This is a genomic window from Phyllobacterium sp. 628, from assembly GCF_014189505.1.
GTDB lineage: Bacteria > Pseudomonadota > Alphaproteobacteria > Rhizobiales > Rhizobiaceae > Phyllobacterium.
The window spans coordinates 86,226-102,074 of record NZ_CP050303.1 but is presented as its reverse complement, the minus strand read 5'-3'; the positions used below and the strand labels follow the sequence as shown (position 1 = coordinate 102,074).

9 protein-coding genes and 3 pseudogenes are annotated in these 15,849 nt (G+C 56.8%); 7 read left to right on the top strand and 5 right to left on the bottom strand.

Going from position 1 to position 15,849, the window contains the following annotated elements:
• Complete coding sequence (locus tag HB779_RS23090) at positions 1 to 819, bottom strand: ABC transporter ATP-binding protein (protein WP_188346730.1); 819 nt, start codon at positions 817 to 819, stop codon at positions 1 to 3.
• A gap of 65 nt (positions 820 to 884) precedes the next feature.
• Entirely contained in the window at positions 885 to 1,889 is a 1,005-nt protein-coding gene (locus HB779_RS23085; protein WP_188346729.1) for an ABC transporter substrate-binding protein, read from the bottom strand.
• Between the two features lie 133 nt (positions 1,890 to 2,022).
• On the opposite strand from HB779_RS23085, the pseudogene HB779_RS23080 reads away from it, so the two are divergent.
• Positions 2,023 to 2,728: pseudogene (locus HB779_RS23080) on the top strand (GntR family transcriptional regulator).
• A 579-nt stretch (positions 2,729 to 3,307) separates the two neighbouring features.
• Here the strand turns inward: HB779_RS23080 and HB779_RS23075 are convergent.
• Positions 3,308 to 4,528: an MFS transporter gene (locus HB779_RS23075; protein ID WP_188346728.1), complete on the bottom strand. Its 1,221-nt coding sequence runs from the start codon at positions 4,526 to 4,528 to the stop codon at positions 3,308 to 3,310.
• 273 nt (positions 4,529 to 4,801) lie between these two features.
• Here HB779_RS23075 and HB779_RS23070 point away from each other — a divergent pair, with 273 nt between their 5' ends.
• The 3 genes and pseudogenes from HB779_RS23070 to HB779_RS23060 all read left to right on the top strand — a co-directional run.
• Positions 4,802 to 5,284, top strand: coding sequence for a MarR family winged helix-turn-helix transcriptional regulator (locus tag HB779_RS23070; RefSeq protein WP_188346727.1), 483 nt, complete (start codon positions 4,802 to 4,804; stop codon positions 5,282 to 5,284).
• Complete coding sequence (locus tag HB779_RS23065) at positions 5,277 to 6,086, top strand: SDR family NAD(P)-dependent oxidoreductase (RefSeq protein ID WP_371823969.1); 810 nt, start codon at positions 5,277 to 5,279, stop codon at positions 6,084 to 6,086. The genes HB779_RS23070 and HB779_RS23065 overlap by 8 nt, the downstream gene beginning before the upstream one ends.
• A 70-nt stretch (positions 6,087 to 6,156) precedes the next feature.
• Positions 6,157 to 6,273 (top strand): annotated as a pseudogene (locus tag HB779_RS23060) (D-galactonate dehydratase); the annotation flags it as partial.
• A gap of 97 nt (positions 6,274 to 6,370) precedes the next feature.
• Here the strand turns inward: HB779_RS23060 and HB779_RS23055 are convergent.
• Entirely contained in the window at positions 6,371 to 6,862 is a 492-nt protein-coding gene (locus HB779_RS23055; RefSeq protein WP_188346725.1) for an acyl-CoA thioesterase, read from the bottom strand.
• Positions 6,863 to 7,414: 552 nt separating this feature from the next.
• On the opposite strand from HB779_RS23055, the pseudogene HB779_RS23050 reads away from it, so the two are divergent.
• From HB779_RS23050 to HB779_RS23040, 3 genes and pseudogenes are all read left to right on the top strand, one after another.
• A pseudogene (locus tag HB779_RS23050) lies at positions 7,415 to 10,436 on the top strand (M10 family metallopeptidase C-terminal domain-containing protein); the annotation flags it as partial.
• 460 nt (positions 10,437 to 10,896) lie between these two features.
• Positions 10,897 to 13,065 carry a type I secretion system permease/ATPase gene (locus tag HB779_RS23045; protein ID WP_188346891.1) on the top strand — a complete coding sequence of 723 codons (2,169 nt, stop codon included), beginning with the start codon at positions 10,897 to 10,899 and terminating at the stop codon, positions 13,063 to 13,065.
• A gap of 86 nt (positions 13,066 to 13,151) precedes the next feature.
• On the top strand, positions 13,152 to 14,609 hold the full coding sequence (locus HB779_RS23040) for an HlyD family type I secretion periplasmic adaptor subunit (RefSeq protein WP_188346890.1): 1,458 nt from the start codon (positions 13,152 to 13,154) through the stop codon (positions 14,607 to 14,609).
• 94 nt (positions 14,610 to 14,703) lie between these two features.
• Here the strand turns inward: HB779_RS23040 and HB779_RS23035 are convergent, their stop codons facing one another.
• Positions 14,704 to 15,816 (bottom strand): hypothetical protein, encoded by a 1,113-nt coding sequence (locus tag HB779_RS23035; protein WP_188346724.1) that lies wholly within the window; start codon positions 15,814 to 15,816, stop codon positions 14,704 to 14,706.
• Positions 15,817 to 15,849: the final 33 nt, after the last annotated feature.

The window sequence follows — 15,849 nt, the reverse complement described above, 5'->3', positions numbered from 1 at the left end:
TTATTCCTTGTGACCGGGTTCGTTGGAAAACAGCAGGTCGTGAATGTCGCGCTCAAGGGCAGCGGCGCTGCCGTCCCCATGGCTCACCTTGTCGACATCAACGACTTCGGCCTTCACCCGTCCCGGATGCGGCGACAGAAGCAGGATGCGGTTGGAAATCTTGATCGCCTCGGCGATCGAGTGAGTGACGAAGATGACGGTGAACTTGGTGTCTTCCCAAAGCTGCAGCAGTTCGTCCTGCATCTGCCGGCGCGTGAGGGCATCGAGCGCCGCGAACGGCTCATCCATGAGCAGGATATCCGGCTGCATGGCCATGCCACGGGCGATCGCCACGCGTTGCTTCATGCCGCCCGACAGGGTATGCGGATAGCTGTCGACGGCGCGGGTCAGCTTCACCTTGTCGATATATTCGCGGGCCAGCGCGTCGGCTTGGGCTCTGGGCAGCTTGCGGGCGACGAGAAGCGGAAACATCACGTTTTCCAGCACCGTCTTCCAAGGCATCAACTGATCAAATTCTTGAAATACCATCATCCGGTCCGGTCCCGGACATTTCACCTGACGGCCGTTGATATGGATTGTGCCGGCAGATGGTGCCATGTAGCCACCGACAGCTTTCAGAAGCGTGGACTTGCCGCAGCCGGATGGCCCAAGCAGGACAAAGCGATCGGATTCGCTCACCTTGAAACTGACATCCTCAGTGGCGGTGATCAGCAGATTGGGCGTCTTGTAGCGCAGCGTCACGTGATCGACAGAAAGCAGAGGCGCTTTTTCGGGTGCCGGGGCGTAGCGCTCGGCGGCGGCAATATTTGCCTGCATCATGGAATTCACTCCCTGGGAAAGGGCAGCGGCGGGTGTCGCCGCTGCAGCTGTCGCGACATGGCCCGTCAGTTGCCGTTCAAATAGGCGCTGTCGGGCAGATAATAGTCGGTCCAGGCTTTGGGCATGGATTTGAGCGTACCGACCTTGTGAAGGTGTTCAGCGAACTTCATCGTGCCCTGAGGATCGGTGCGCCATTCGTCCATACCGGGCTCCTTCAGCATGGCCAGCAAGTCATGGAGGCTGGTCTTGTCGCCGGAAACGGATTTGTAGGCCTCAAGCGCCGCCTTGGGATCCTTCTTGATGAAGGCGACCGCTTCTTCGGTGGCGGAGCGCAGCGCCTTGACCAGTTTTGGATTGGCATCGGCAAAAGTGGTGGTCGTGAAGAAGGTCGCCTGGGTCAACGCGCCGCCGAGAATTTCGCGCGAATCCGTTACTTTATGAACGCCGGTCTGCTTCAGCTCGACATATTGGAAGGGCGGTGCGGAGAAGTGATTCTTCACCTCATGCTGTGAATTGGCGATTGCCGCCACTGCGTCCGGGTGTCCAAGCTGCACTGTATTCGGATCAAATTTCTTGACCTGATCGTCACCATAAAGCTTGGCTGCCGCCATCTGCAGCAGGATCGCCTGAGTGGAGACGCCGACAGTCGGCACGGCAATCTTGTCACCCGCCTGGATATCCTTCAGCGACTTGATGCGCGGGTCGTTGGACACCATGATGACCGGTTGCGCCGAACTGGTGATAATACCCTTCACCTTGCCGCGGGTGCGATCCCACAGTAGCAGAAGGTTGCCTGTGCCGGTGTTGACCACATCGACATTGCCCGCGAGCAGCGCATCCGTCTGGGCGCCGCCACCGCTGAAAGTGCGCCACTCCACAGTAACGCCGGCAAGGCCTTCGGCAGCGGCTTCCTTCTCAATAAGCTTCTGGGTCTCCATCACGTGACTGGCCAGATAGAGAATACCGGGCTGACGGGTAATGGAGAGATTGGTCTTTTCCTGTGCCTGGCCCGGACAAGCAAGCCCCAGAGCAATGGCGATAGCGGTCATCCCGCCGATAAGCAGTCGCATGTTTTTCCTCCCAAGGATGCGCGGCCTTTACGGTCCGCCCGCTTCACTCCCAAAGCGGATAAATGCATTGAAGCACTAAAACATCAGTGCATCAACCCTGATTGTGTGTTTTAGTGTTTGGACAGGAAGATGGATGGATAAGCGCATGAATGGAATAATCAGGGGCAGGCAGTTGGACCGGTCGCGGCAGGTGGCGCTGCAAGTGCACGAGATTCTGCGGGAGCGGATTCTCAAGGTAGAGCTGGTGCCGGGTACGATTCTGTCGCGCGCTTCGCTGCAACTGGAATTTGGTATCAGCCAGACGCCGGTGCGCGATGCCCTGATGCGGCTGCAGGAGGAGGGGATCGTCGACGTCTATCCGCAATATGCGACGGTGGTCGCCAAGATTGATATCAACCACGCTAGGCAGGCGCAATTCCTGCGGCTTTCTATCGAACTCGAAGCAGTTCGGCGGCTGACTGAAGAGGCGTCGGCCGAGACGGCGGCCGAGCTGGGAGCAATCCTTGCCCGGCAAAAAGCCGTCACCACGCCCGAAGCCTATGACACGTTCGACAGCATCGACCGCGAGTTCCATCAAAAACTCTATGAGAAGACCGGCATTCTGCAGCTGTGGGAGAACGTGCGGCGCCAGAGTGTGCATCTCGACCGGCTGCGGCGCCCTCAACCTGCCGATGCCCGGCAAGATGAAGACCGTACTTGCCGACCATGAGGCAATCGTCGCGGGGATTGCCTCCGGCAAACCGGACGCAGCGACCGCCGCGCTTCGCAAACATCTGTCCGGTACACTGTCGATCATCGACCTGATCAGCGCCGAATTTCCCGATTATATATCTGCGTAAAAGTTCAATTGGGGCGGATATCGAGTAATCGGCGCATCACGACGTGCGTGCAAGGCATTTGAAGCTGGCGCTGTGATAAAGCCCGGTTTTCGTCGCAGCTCACATCAACCCCAGTCGATCACAGCGGCGAGAATAACGGATATAACGACCACAAGACCGAAGGTGGATGTGGCAATTCGGATAAGCCTTGGATGCCGGCGAAGGGGAAAATATGCCATCCAGCACAGGGCAATGAGCAGCGCACATACAAACAATGCCCCGACAACGAACCCGCCAACATCGATTTTATTCAGTGCAGGATTTGGCGTCGCCCCAAGATATACGACCGATAATCCAATGGTGATCAGAATTGCGAAAACGAAGCTGGAGGCAAAATACGTTATCCGTAATATCGAACTTAACGGTTTTTGCTCAATCATAATGCCCCCAGCAGTTGTTCCGTAAAAGGCATCATGCCTGCAACACCACTACCATGTAGCACGGCATTTATCCCGGGATGGATCGTTTTGCCCTTCTCTCCACAGGTAGGCGCCACGTCTAAGTCGCGCCAAGGAAGAATCGTGAAGGGCATGCGCCGCGCTACCCGGCGCCTGCTGGCGCAGCGGATCGCATGGCTGGAGTTGCGAAGGGCGGGAATGCAAGCGCGATGGCTACAGCACCAAGTCCGACTGCGGCCGAACCGAGATAGAGCCAGGCGTAGCTGCCTGACGTATCGAATATCCAGCCTCCAACCAATGGACCAAAGGCCATGCCGATGCTCGACAGCATGGTCGCTGCTCCAAAGACTGTGCCGATGATACGGGGGCCGAAATATTCCCGGGCAAGGACCGCGTAAAGCGGCATCACGCCGCCATAAGCGGATCCGAAGATGAGAGCAAGCGCGTAGAATTCTTCCAGCCGGCTGACAAGCACATAGGTCGCAATGGCAAAGGCCTGAATGAACAGGCCAGCGACCAGAACGCGTTTTACGCCAAGCCTGTCTGCGAGCGTTCCATAGATCAATCGTCCGAACAGGCCTGCAAGGCCTTCGACGCTGTAAATGCTGACCGCTGCCATAGGTCCAACGCCGCAAATCGTTGCATAGCTCACCATGTGAAAGATCGGGCCCGAATGCGCCGCACAACAGGCAAAGAATGTGCCGCCGAGAACGATAAACTGCTTCGACCGGAATACCCGCGCGAGGGAAATATCGGCGCGGTCTGCGATTGTATCGGGAGCGTTCTCATCTTGAGTCGATATCGGAGGGCGCCGGACCAAAAGCGCTGCCGGTATCAGCAGTATCCACGAGAGAATGCCGATAACGAACATTGCTGTTTGCCAGTCATAGGCCAATATGAGCCAGCGGGCGAATGGCGATACCGTCATCGGCGCTACGCCCATACCAGCTGAAACGAGAGAGACGGCGAGGCTGCGGTTCGTTTCGAACCAGCCGGTGGTGGTCGCAATCATCGGGGCAAAAAAGGCACTGGCAGCAACGCCAACGAGTATGCCGTAGGTCAGCTGAAACTCAATCAGGGAGGTTGCCCGGCTTGCCAGAACCAGAGCGAGACCGAGAAGTACCGCCCCGATCAGCACAACTGGCCGGGCGCCAAAGCGGTCGCTGATAAAGCCCCAGAAGAAACCGCCCAAACCCATGACAAGGAAGTTCAGCGTCATGGCGCTGGAAATACCCGCCCGTGACCAGTGGGTGCTCAGGGCCATCGGCTCCAGGAAAATAGCCAGCGAAAACATTGCACCGAGGGCGACACAGGTCATCAATGCGCCAGCCCCGACGATTACCCAACGATAGGAAAGGTTCATGTCTGCGTGCTCCTCATTGCAGAGACTGATTTCCAACGCCGCAGGTGATTTTGACCGCCTGCAGCGTGGCTTACAATTCTAAGACGATCAAGCCCGGCTCAATCCGACATGCGAAACGCATTTTTGGAAAAAATATCACAAACCTCTTGGATGCCGACCGGTATCGGCTGCGATAGGTCGGTCGGCCATAAGCAATATTATCCCGTTCAGACATCTTTCGTTTCCGCGAAAGTCCTATATAGTTGTATGGAGCAACTATATAGGACTCGCTTGATGCCTGCCTTTGAGGATGAATCCCACATTGCCCAAATCCGCGATGCCTCGCGACGGCTTGTGCGGGAGTTGGGTTTTCTGCGCCCTACGCTGGCGGAAACCGATCTGCCGCCTTCCGCAGTGCATGCGCTGGTTGAGATAGGTGCACGTGGCTCCATGACGGCCGCAGAACTTTGCAATGTCCTCATTCTGGAAAAGTCGACCGTCAGCCGAATGATTGGCAAGCTCATCAAGGCAGGTGAATTGATCGAGGGGACAAGCAGTCAGGATGCGCGGGTAAAACCGTTATCCCTCAGCCTCAAGGGGCAGGCGACCTTGCAGCGGGTTGATGATTTTGCACGAAGTCAGGTCATCGAAGCGCTCAAGCGGATGGGCGCTGAAACGGGTCGCGACTTGCCGCGAAGTCTCGACTCCTATGCCCGGGCGCTTGAGGTAAGCCGCTCTGAACAGAAAACCAGAGATGAGGAGAATGGCAATGAGTGAAACCAATCCTGTGGCTCTGGCAGGTCCCGTCCCTGCATGGGAACCGGGCAATAAGCTGGCGGACAAAATATGTCTGGTTACCGGCGGCGCTACCGGCATTGGCCGCGCAACGGCGCTTCGCATGGCTCGGGAAGGGGCATCTGCCGTTATCATTGCCGGACGCAGACAGGCCGTCGGCGAGAACGTTGTGGCCGAGCTTGGCGAGGCTGGAACCGAGGCTCTTTTTATTGCCACTGACGTAGCCCATGAAGCGGACGTGGAGAAACTGGTTGGGACGGTACTGCATCGTTTCGGCCGCCTGGACGCAGTTTTCAACAATGCCGGCTTTCAGGAAAAACGCGCTTCGCTGACGCAGCAGACGGATGCCGTCTATACACAAGTCTTCGACACCAATGTGCGCGCGATGGTCCATTGTCTGCGCCATCAAATTCCGGCACTTTTGCTGGGCGGTGGCGGAACGATCGTCAACAACACCAGTGTGAGCGGATTGCGCAATCCCAATCCCGGCTTGTCCCTCTATTCGGCATCCAAGGCTGCTGCCATCTCTTTGACGCGTTCTGCCGCCATGGAATATGCCCCGCAGAATGTACGGATCAATGCTGTCGCTCCGGGACGCGTGGTCACGGATATGATGCTGAATTCGGGTATAGCCGACATGAGCCAGGTCGCCGCCGGATTGCCATTGCGGCGTATGGGGCATCCGGAGGAAGTGGCGGCTGCGGTTTGCTGGCTGCTGTCCGGCGAGGCCGGTTATATCGTCGGCCACGTTCTGTGCGCCGATGGCGGGTTTCTGGCGGGATAAATTTCGGCCTCAAGCGTGTTGCAGCACGCTCAAGCCGCCATCAATCGTCAGACATGTCGTATTCATGAAGGGGCCGGGCCTCGGTATCGAGGTTGACGAAGCCTATGTCATCGAACGCGCCAAAGAAGGTCATCGCTGGCGCAACCCGATCTGGCGTCATGCGGATGGCAGTTTCGCCGAATGGTGAGATCGACATGCCGTACCGCATGCGGGTGACGGCCGAAAGTCACCTTGACTGACATCGTAAAAGGAATTGCGCTCGTTCACCTGAGCGCAGTTTTGTTTCAGCTTGTGGAAGAACTGGCCGCACGGAAACGCGTCTCAAACTCCCGGCGCAGGCTGCGTCTGACTTCCGCGGCACGCAAGCGGCGCAGGGCTATTTCTGTTACCGGTTTATATGGGGGAACTTCAGTGGGGCGGCCGTCAGCGTCCACAGCCACCATGGTAAAATAGCAGGAGTTTGTGTGCCGGCGTGCGCCGGACCGGATATCTTCAGCCTCCACACGGATACCGATTTCCATGGAGGTGCGGCCTGCATGGTTGATGGAGGCGCGAAAGGTGACCAATTCACCGACATTGATGGGTTGGCGGAACACCACCTGATCGACGGACAGGGTCACAGCATATTGCTTCGAATACCGCGAGGCACAGGAAAAGGCGACGCGGTCCAAAAGATTGAGCAAAGCGCCGCCATGCACCTTGCCACTGAAATTGGCCATGTCGGGAGTCATCAAAACCACCATTTCTATGCGGCTCGTGTCGGTACCGTCATCCATCTATTCTCATCCGTTGACTATTGGTGTTGTTTGTAAATCGCACATTAGTGTGACTTTGGCAGGCCCTGCAATGAATACCCTTACAGCGTGATTGTTTGGCCGCAGAAGTGTGGTCCTGCGGACAGATGCGGCATCGATTCTCTCGGCTGAATGGAGTGGGAACATTTGTTCCGCCATATAGATCATATGTGTAATCTTCTTAAATTTGGTCCAGACTTCAAACTATAGATTTCAAATTTACTTCAAAATTTGAAATGAATTTTATTTGGCAAGTTAAAACAGCTTATGGCAATTGACATGTTCTCTTTATGTCTTGCCGCCTCAGGCGGTTTTGGCGCTATGCAATTTTATATTATTAAAAATAGTTACAATTAGTGGGTTGCACTGGTGTTGACTATTAAAATTTTTCAACCCGAATTGGCCGTCGGGTGATCTCACCTCGAGCGGCGGACTGTCTGTTTCCGTCTGTTCACGACTTGATTGAATGATTGCAAAGCGTGCTCCAATTGAAACAGGGGAATCGTTACAATGTGCATTTTGTGTCAAAATGGTATGCCTCAAAAACATGCAAATGGCTCACAGCAGTTTTCTGCTACTGACGCGACTGGCAGCGCCGCTGTGGTGCCTGCGGGACAGGACTGGCGCAACATCGACCAGACTCCGGCCAATCCATTCGGCAAGAGTACCGACTACGAAGCATTTCTCGACTATCTCGGCGCGCTGCAGCGCCCGCTGACGCCCGGTATGGCTCAGGAACCGATCAAGGTGAATCTTGAAGAGCTCAACAATCATCCGGACTACAAGCAAGCAGCGATAGGAGCGCTGCAGCAATGGTCGGCAGTTACTCCGCTCAAATTCGAGTTCGTTACATCAGGTGAATATCTGAAAGTCGTGAGCCCCGAAATTGGGGAGAAAGACGACGGCAGCGCCTATTCAAGCGGCAAATATGTCAGCGTCGGTCAACGGTTTCACGATACAGAACCGGACAAGACTGCTCCGGGCGGCTATATTTTCAATACATTCATCCATGAATTCGGCCATGAATGGGGCTTGAATCACCCCGGTATCTACAATTACGGCGGACCGGGCGGCGAACAGATCACCTATCTTGCCGGCGCAACCTGGGTCTATGACCAGCAGCGCTACAGCGTCATGTCCTATTTCGATGGCATTGATGTTGGCGAAACGACGGCATGGTCGGCGACAACCCCGATGATTGGCGACATCGAAGCCGTCATCCGGCACTATTACTCGACTGTTACAGATGGTGTGAGAACCTATCAGGATGTCCAGCTGAATACCGGCAACAACACCTACGGTTTTGGCAGCACGCAGTTGGGCTATACCCTGACCTCATCAGGCACAACGCACGATATCGGTTTTGTCATCCATGATACGGGCGGATTCGACACGGTTGATTTCTCCGGTTCAACAGCCGGTTCGATCCTTGATCTGCGCGCTGGCCGCTGGTCCAGTGTCAATGGCCATAACAACAACGTTGTTATCTATCAGGGTCACAATGCGGATGCGACGGACTACTACATCGAAAAGGGTGTTGGCAGTGCGTATAATGACATCATCCTCGGCAACGATGGCAATAACGAGCTGCTTGGCGGTGCCGGTGATGACAAGATTGCAGGTTTTGCCGGCAATGACCGTCTGTTTGGTGAAGCTGGAAACGATGAACTCGACGGTGGTGCCGGCGATGATACATTGATCGGTGGTGCCGGTAACGACAAGCTGGATGGCGGCGACGGCGCGGATGCGATCCGTGGCGGCAATGGTGATGATTTCATTCGGGGTGGCCGCGATTCCCTGGCCAGCCGTGACATCAACAACACTATTCCGATCTCGGAGCTGGAAGACAAAACCGAGAGCCTGGATGGCAATGACCGGCTGTATGGTGAGGGCGGCAACGACATCATCGAAGGTGGTCAGGGCGACGATATTCTGGACGGCGGGGCAGGCGACGATATCCTGCGCGGTCAGGACGGTGTGGATGTCTTCATCGGCGGTGCGGGTTCCGACACTGTTGATTACAGCCATGAAAGCCCGTTCCAGCTGCTGGTCAATCTGGAAACCAATGTTGCCAGTGGCGGCACGGCCTCAGGCGACACGTTCTACAGCATTGAAAACCTGATCGGTTCGGATGACCGTATCGATAGGTTTATCGGTAACAGCGCAGACAATCATTTCCAGGGTCTTGGCGGCGGCGACGTCTTCAACGGCGGCGCTGGCAATGACATTCTCGACGGTGCGCGCGATGCGGATATTCTCTACGGCGATGACGGTGACGATACTCTGATCGGCGGTGCCGGATCTCGACTATCTCAACGGCGGTGCCGGCAACGACACGGCAGTTTATACGATCGGTGCCGATTCTCGCAGCAAGCAGGGCGTTACCGTCAATCTTGCCACCGGGGTAGCCAGTGGCGGCGACGCTGAAGGCAATACGACGGCAGGCGTCAAGGGAGACATACTCGTTTCCATCGAGAACCTTGTTGGTTCTGCCTATGACGATAATCTCTTTGGTGATGGCGGCGTGAACAAGCTCTATGGCGGTGGCGGCAATGACACCATCGGCGGCGGTGCCGGGAAGGACTATATCGATGGCGGCGAAGGCCAGGATATGGTGGCCTTTTACGACAGTACAGCAGGCGTCAATATCAATCTCGCATCAAACACCGGCGAAGATACACTGGTGTCGATCGAGGGTATTGCCGGTTCGAGCTTCAATGACACTTTGACCGGCGATGCGGGTGACAATCGTCTGGTCGGACAGGGTGGCAATGACACGCTGAATGGCGGTGCGGGCAATGATACGCTTGACGGCGACTTCGAGCCGTTCCCGGTATCGGGGGTTGGTTTGGGTGAGAGCTATGCCACGCTGGCGGCGGATGCGACAAACTCGTCCTTTGCTGGTGCCTATGATCTGACCAACCGCTTCTCGACATTGGCGGATGGCGACATTGCCAATGCCGAAACCCGGACGCACTCCACTGTGAATGCAACCGGTAATGGTTCGGGCGGCTACTACAAGGTGACGCTGAATGCCGGTTCGGTCATCACGCTTGATATCGACCACACGGTGGGTGCTTTCGACAGCTATATCCGGTTGATGCAAGACAATGGCGGCGCAGGTATCGAATTGGCGGCCAATGATGATGGTGGCGGCGATGCCGGATCAGTCAACCGTACTGACTCGGCACTGACCTACACGGTTGCCACGACTGGCACATATTACATCGTTGTTGGCGGCTACGAGGACCCGAACACTGTTCCGGCACAGACACCATATGAACTGAATGTGTCGGTGGCGCCACCTGCTCCCAGCATGCCGCATATTGGCGTTGCCGGTAACGACAACCTCAATGGCGGACTGGGCAACGATACGCTGTTTGGCCGGGACGGGAATGACAGGCTCGATGGCGGTGCTGGCAATGACACGCTGACCGGAGGTTACGGCAACGACACCTTCGATTTCAACGCTGTCGGTTTCGGCAACGATGTCATCAGCGACTTCAACATCTATGCTGGTGAACAGGATGTGCTTGAGTTTGACACATCCATCTTCGGCAATCTTGATGAAGTATTGAACAGTGCCGTGCTTCAGAATGGCAATGTTACGCTCAACGACAATAACAGCAGCATCACTCTGGCTGGCTGGACAAGTGTTGACGCGTTCAAAGACTTTGCCAACTCGCACACACAAAGCTTCACATTCACCAACAGCGGACCTTCACAGTCGCGTGTTGCGTGATCTGATGGGGTGACAATTGGCCGGGGCCCGGAAATGCGCTGGCATTTTCGGGCCCAGTTAGACTATGGGAACAATTTCCGCTACGACAACATTGCAATTAGGATGGTGAGGCGTATCGCGGATTGCTGAGGGGGAAGGCCATATGCTTTTGCGTGTTGGCCAAAGCTTGCATGATATTGCGGGCAAGGGCCGGCGAGGCCATGAGGTTTTAGCTGAATGACAATTTTTATCACGTCGATAAGCCGTTGCTGCCATGGATAATCTTTCATCCGAGATGGAGCCGAATGGCGGCAAACAGAATACTGGTTCGAGCGGGAAAGTGCCCGACCCCGGCTTATCTGCCTTATGTGCGATAGCGGGTTATTACCGGATTGCGTCGCGGCCGGAGACATTGGCGCGGGAATATGCGCTGAAGGGTGCTGCGGGGGCGGATGATGTCTTGCGGGCGGCCGGATCGATCGGGCTGAAGGCACGCAAGATTGTGGCGCGCGATGGCAAGCGGCTGGCATCGCTGCCGGTCCCGGCAATTGCCTGCCTGTCGGATGGCTCGTTTGCAATCTTCGGCGGGGCAACGCCGGAAGGCATGTGCCGGGTGGTGAACCCGCTGGATTTCCGCTCGCGTGAAGTGCCGGTTGCCGAACTGCTGCAGCTCACCGGCGGAACATTCATTTTGATACAGCGGCGTTTCGGCGGGGCGGGTGCCTCGCGTGACACGTTCGGCTTCAAATGGTTCCTGCCATCGTTGTGGCGCTACCGGCGCGCGCTCGGCCATGTGCTTCTGGCGTCGCTGTTCGTCCAGCTGTTTGCGCTGGTCACACCGCTGTTCTTTCAGGTGGTGGTCGACAAGGTTCTGGCACACCGCAGCTATTCGACCCTGATCGTGCTGGTGGTCGGGCTTGCCGCCATCGGGCTCTTCGATGTGGTGCTGCAATATTTGCGCACCTATGCGCTGTCGCACACGACCAACCGCATCGATGTGGAACTGGGGCGGCGGCTGTTCCGGCACCTGCTCAACCTGCCGCTGAGTTACTTTGAGACCCGGGCGGCGGGCCAGACGGTGGCGCGGGTGCGCGAGCTTGAAACCATCCGCAACTTTCTGACCGGGCAGGGACTGTTTTCCGGGCTCGACTTTGTCTTCACCATCATCTTTATCTTCGTGCTGTTTGCCTATTCGGCGAAGCTCGCCTGGATCGTGGTTGCCTCCATTCCGTTCTACCTCGCCATCGGCTTTCTGATCCGGCCGTTTTTGAAAGAACGCATCGACGAGAAGTTTGATCGTGGTGCCTATAGCCAGCAATTGCTGGTGGAGACGGTTGTCGGCGTGCAGACGCTGAAAGCCGCCGCCGTGGAACCGGTTGTCTCGGCGCAGTGGGAGGAGCGGCTTGCCGCCTATGTGCACTCGTCCTTTGCCGCCACGATGCTGGCGGCCAAGGGGCAGAACGCCATTCAATATGTCAGCAAGGTCACCAGTGCCGCCCTGCTGCTGTTCGGCGCGCAGGCGGTGATCAATGGCGAATTGACAGTTGGCGCGCTTGTCGCCTTCAACATGATTGCGGGGCAAGTGGCGCAGCCGATCCTGCGCCTGTCGCAGCTGTGGCAGGATTTTCAGCAGGTGCAGGTGTCTGTCTCGCGGCTTGCCGATATTTTGAACGCACCGCAGGAGCCGCGCCCGGCCATTGCCGTCTCGCTGCCTGCACCCAAAGGGGCATTGACATTCAAGTCCGTCACCTTCCGCTATTCGCCCGATGCGCAGGATGTGCTGAAGGATATCAATCTCACCGTCAGGCCCGGCGAAGTCATCGGCATTGTCGGACCATCGGGCTCAGGCAAATCCACCCTGACCAAGCTGGTGCAGCGTTTTTATATTCCGGGCAATGGTCAGGTGTTCATGGACGGGCAGGATATTGCCCAGGTTGATCCAGCATGGCTGCGCTCGAATATTGGCGTGGTGCTGCAGGAGAACATGCTGTTCAATCGCACCATTCATGACAATATCGTTCTGGCCAATCCATCCATGTCCCGCGAAGGCGCGATGCGCATGGCAAAACTGTCGGGGGCCGATGAGTTCATCTCCAAACTGCCGCGCGGCTATGACTCGCTGATCGAGGAGCGCGGTGCCAACCTTTCCGGCGGCCAGCGCCAGCGGCTGGCGATCGCCCGGGCGCTTGCCACCAATCCGCCCATTCTCATTCTTGATGAAGCCACCAGTGCGCTCGACTATGAGAGCGAGCGGATCATCCTTGCCAATATGCGCGAGATCGTGCGCGGCCGAACCGTAATCATCATCGCCCACCGGCTGGCGACGGTGCGTTACTGCAACCGCATTATCGGCATGAAGGATGGACGCATTGTCGAAGAGGGGACGCACGATACGCTCGTTGCCAAAAAGGATGGGCTTTATGCGCATCTGTGGCAATTGCAGTCAGGGAGCAACAACGGATGAAGCCTCTAGAGGCCGCCCCTGTTCATCCTGAGCAGGTCAACCCCAATCAATCCACAATCAAGCAGGTAAAACCGCAGCCGGAAAAAATGACGCCAAAGGCATTGCGGGCGATCAAACGGCAACGCGCCGATAATCAATTCCTGCCGGCAGCACTGGAGATCCTGGAAACCCCGGCGTCGCCCATCCGCACGGCGTTCATCTGGTTCATCTGCATTCTGGCAACGGCGGCACTGTTGTGGAGCTATTTTGGCACATTCGACATCGTGGCGACGGCACAGGGCAAGGTGCAGCCGACAGGCCGGGTGAAGATTGTCCAGTCGATCGAGATGGGCCGCACGAAGACTGTTCCGGTCAGCAATGGCATGGCGGTCAAGGCCGGAGACGTTCTGGTCGAGCTTGACGATACCGAGATCAAATCGGAAGAGACGGCGCTGGCTGTCAGCCTACAGGCATTCCGGGCCGAAGTGGCGCGGCGTGAGGCAGTGTTGACCACGGTTGCCGAATGGCAGGAAAAGGGCTTGAGCAATGCGGCGCCCGCCAATGATCAGTCTGTCAATTTTCGGGACGGTATCTCCGATGCGATCCGCCGCCGCGAACAGCTGATCTACCGGGCCGATACATCGCAGCTCCGCTCCTCGCTCAACAATCTGGCGGCCACTGCCAAACAGCGCCAGACCGAGATCGACAGCCTCAACGAGACCATCACCGCCCAGAAGGCTCTGGTCAAAACCCTGACCGAGCGTGTGTCCATGCGCAATGAGCTGATCCCGACAGCGGCAGGCTCGCGCGCGCAGGTCATCGATGCACTGCAATCGCAGCAGGAAGCGGAAGCCAGCCTCGTCACCCAGACGGGCCAGCTTGCCGCCGCGCGCGCCGCCTTCACCGTTGCCATCAGCGAGGCGGCCAAGCTTGTCGACAGTTTCCTGTCCGACAATGTGCAAAAGCTGTCAGATGCCTCGCGCCGCGTCGATGATATCGAACAGCAGCTGATCAAGGCGAGCAAGCGCTCCTCGTCCATGACCATTCTCAGCCCGATTGACGGCACGGTGCAGGCATCGGCCGTTACCACTGTCGGGCAGGTGGTCAGCGCCGGCAGCGAACTGATGCGTATTGTGCCGGAGAATGCGTCGCTCGAAATCGAGGCCTATCTTCCCAACCGCGATATCGGCTTTGTCCAGGCCGGGCAGACAGCCGTCGTCAAGGTCGAGGCGTTTCCGTTCACCCGCTACGGCATCATTGCCGGCAAGGTGACCCGCGTTGCTACCGATGCCATTCCCGAACCCGATGCACAGGCGCAGGAAGGCGCAGCGGCCAAGGAATTGCAGAGCATCATCCCGACAGGCAATGCCCAGCGCATGCAGAACCTGGTCTTTGCCGTCACTATTCTGCCCGACGCCACCCTGATCAATGTGGACGGCAAATCCATGCCGCTGTCGCCCGGCATGGCGGTGACTGTTGAAGTCAAAACCGGCAAACGCCGCATCCTCGAATATCTCTTTTCACCGCTCGCCGAAATATCATCCCAAGCCATGCAGGAAAGGTGAGGGGAAGCAGGCTTTGGTGACGTGAGGTCTGTTGAATATGTGTCGATCTCTTACCACCGTCTGGTCCCGGTGCGTCCCCAGCCAGCTCTTACGCTCATTTCCAGCTCGTATAATCGTCTGCGACACAACCAAACGGAGCACGGTCCTGACCGAAGCGCTTTTTCAGTTGATCGCATCCCCATTTATTAAGGGGAGCAGGCATGAGGTTGTTGATATCCATGCCGGGCGACTGGAACTGGGTCGAAGAGCTCGTCACGTACCAAAGCCAGAACCCAAACAAACCTACGACGATTAAAAGCAACGTGCCGACGAAGACCCGGAGCAGCTTCCAGATGGAGACGGTCTTTTTCGGTTCTTCGACGAGAAGCGGCACATTTTGATCGCCCTTATACTGGCGGGTGAAAGGTACAAGAGCTTTTGTGCGTTCATCTTCGGTCAGCCCGATGCGCTGCAGCCCACTGTCCAGAAGCACGGGCAGTGCAGTATTGCCGTGCCTGACAGCCAATCCCACGGCCTTGCCATTGGCTTCGCCGATGATCATGGGCTCCTGCCCGTCTTTCATCCGCGTGTAAGCCGATCGGCCAGTCTTATCATTCGCAATCTTGTCATTATACGTGATCGAAAGGAGGCCGCGTCTGCGGTCAAATGCCGTGATTTCAACAGGGACAGGTATCAGCTTGGCAGGCTGTCGCAGCTGGCGATTGACACGCCAAATGCGCAGACCGAGAAACAATATTGCCAGGCTCATACCGCCCAGCAGGATGACAAAGACAGTGAGTGTGACGATCCGGTTCCAGAGCATGTCGAGACCAAGGCTCATCGTCGCCAGCTCCGGATGATCGGCCGAGATCACCAAGCCAGTCTCATAATCCCCGCTGTGAAAATCGATGAACATAATATCGACGGAGGTATCGTAGTTCTGTCCCTTGTAAGCGTATACAAGACGCGCTTCGCAATTGGTGAAGATGGCTTTACGTGTTGTACAACGCCCGTCCTGCACGTTGCCATTTTCAAGCACCAAAGGATTTTGGCTGATCTGGAAATCGCGGATCACGCCTGGCGCCTCCCACACGAGCAGAAGTATAGCGAATGCCAGGATAATTGGTGTCGCCCAGAAGTAGGCTCTTGGCGTGGAGATGACCTTCGGCGCTAAAGAGAGCTGGCGATCGGGAAGAATAAGCGAAGGCAGCGGCATGAAATCCCTCATATTTGACAGTACAGCGCATAGACGTAGCTCATA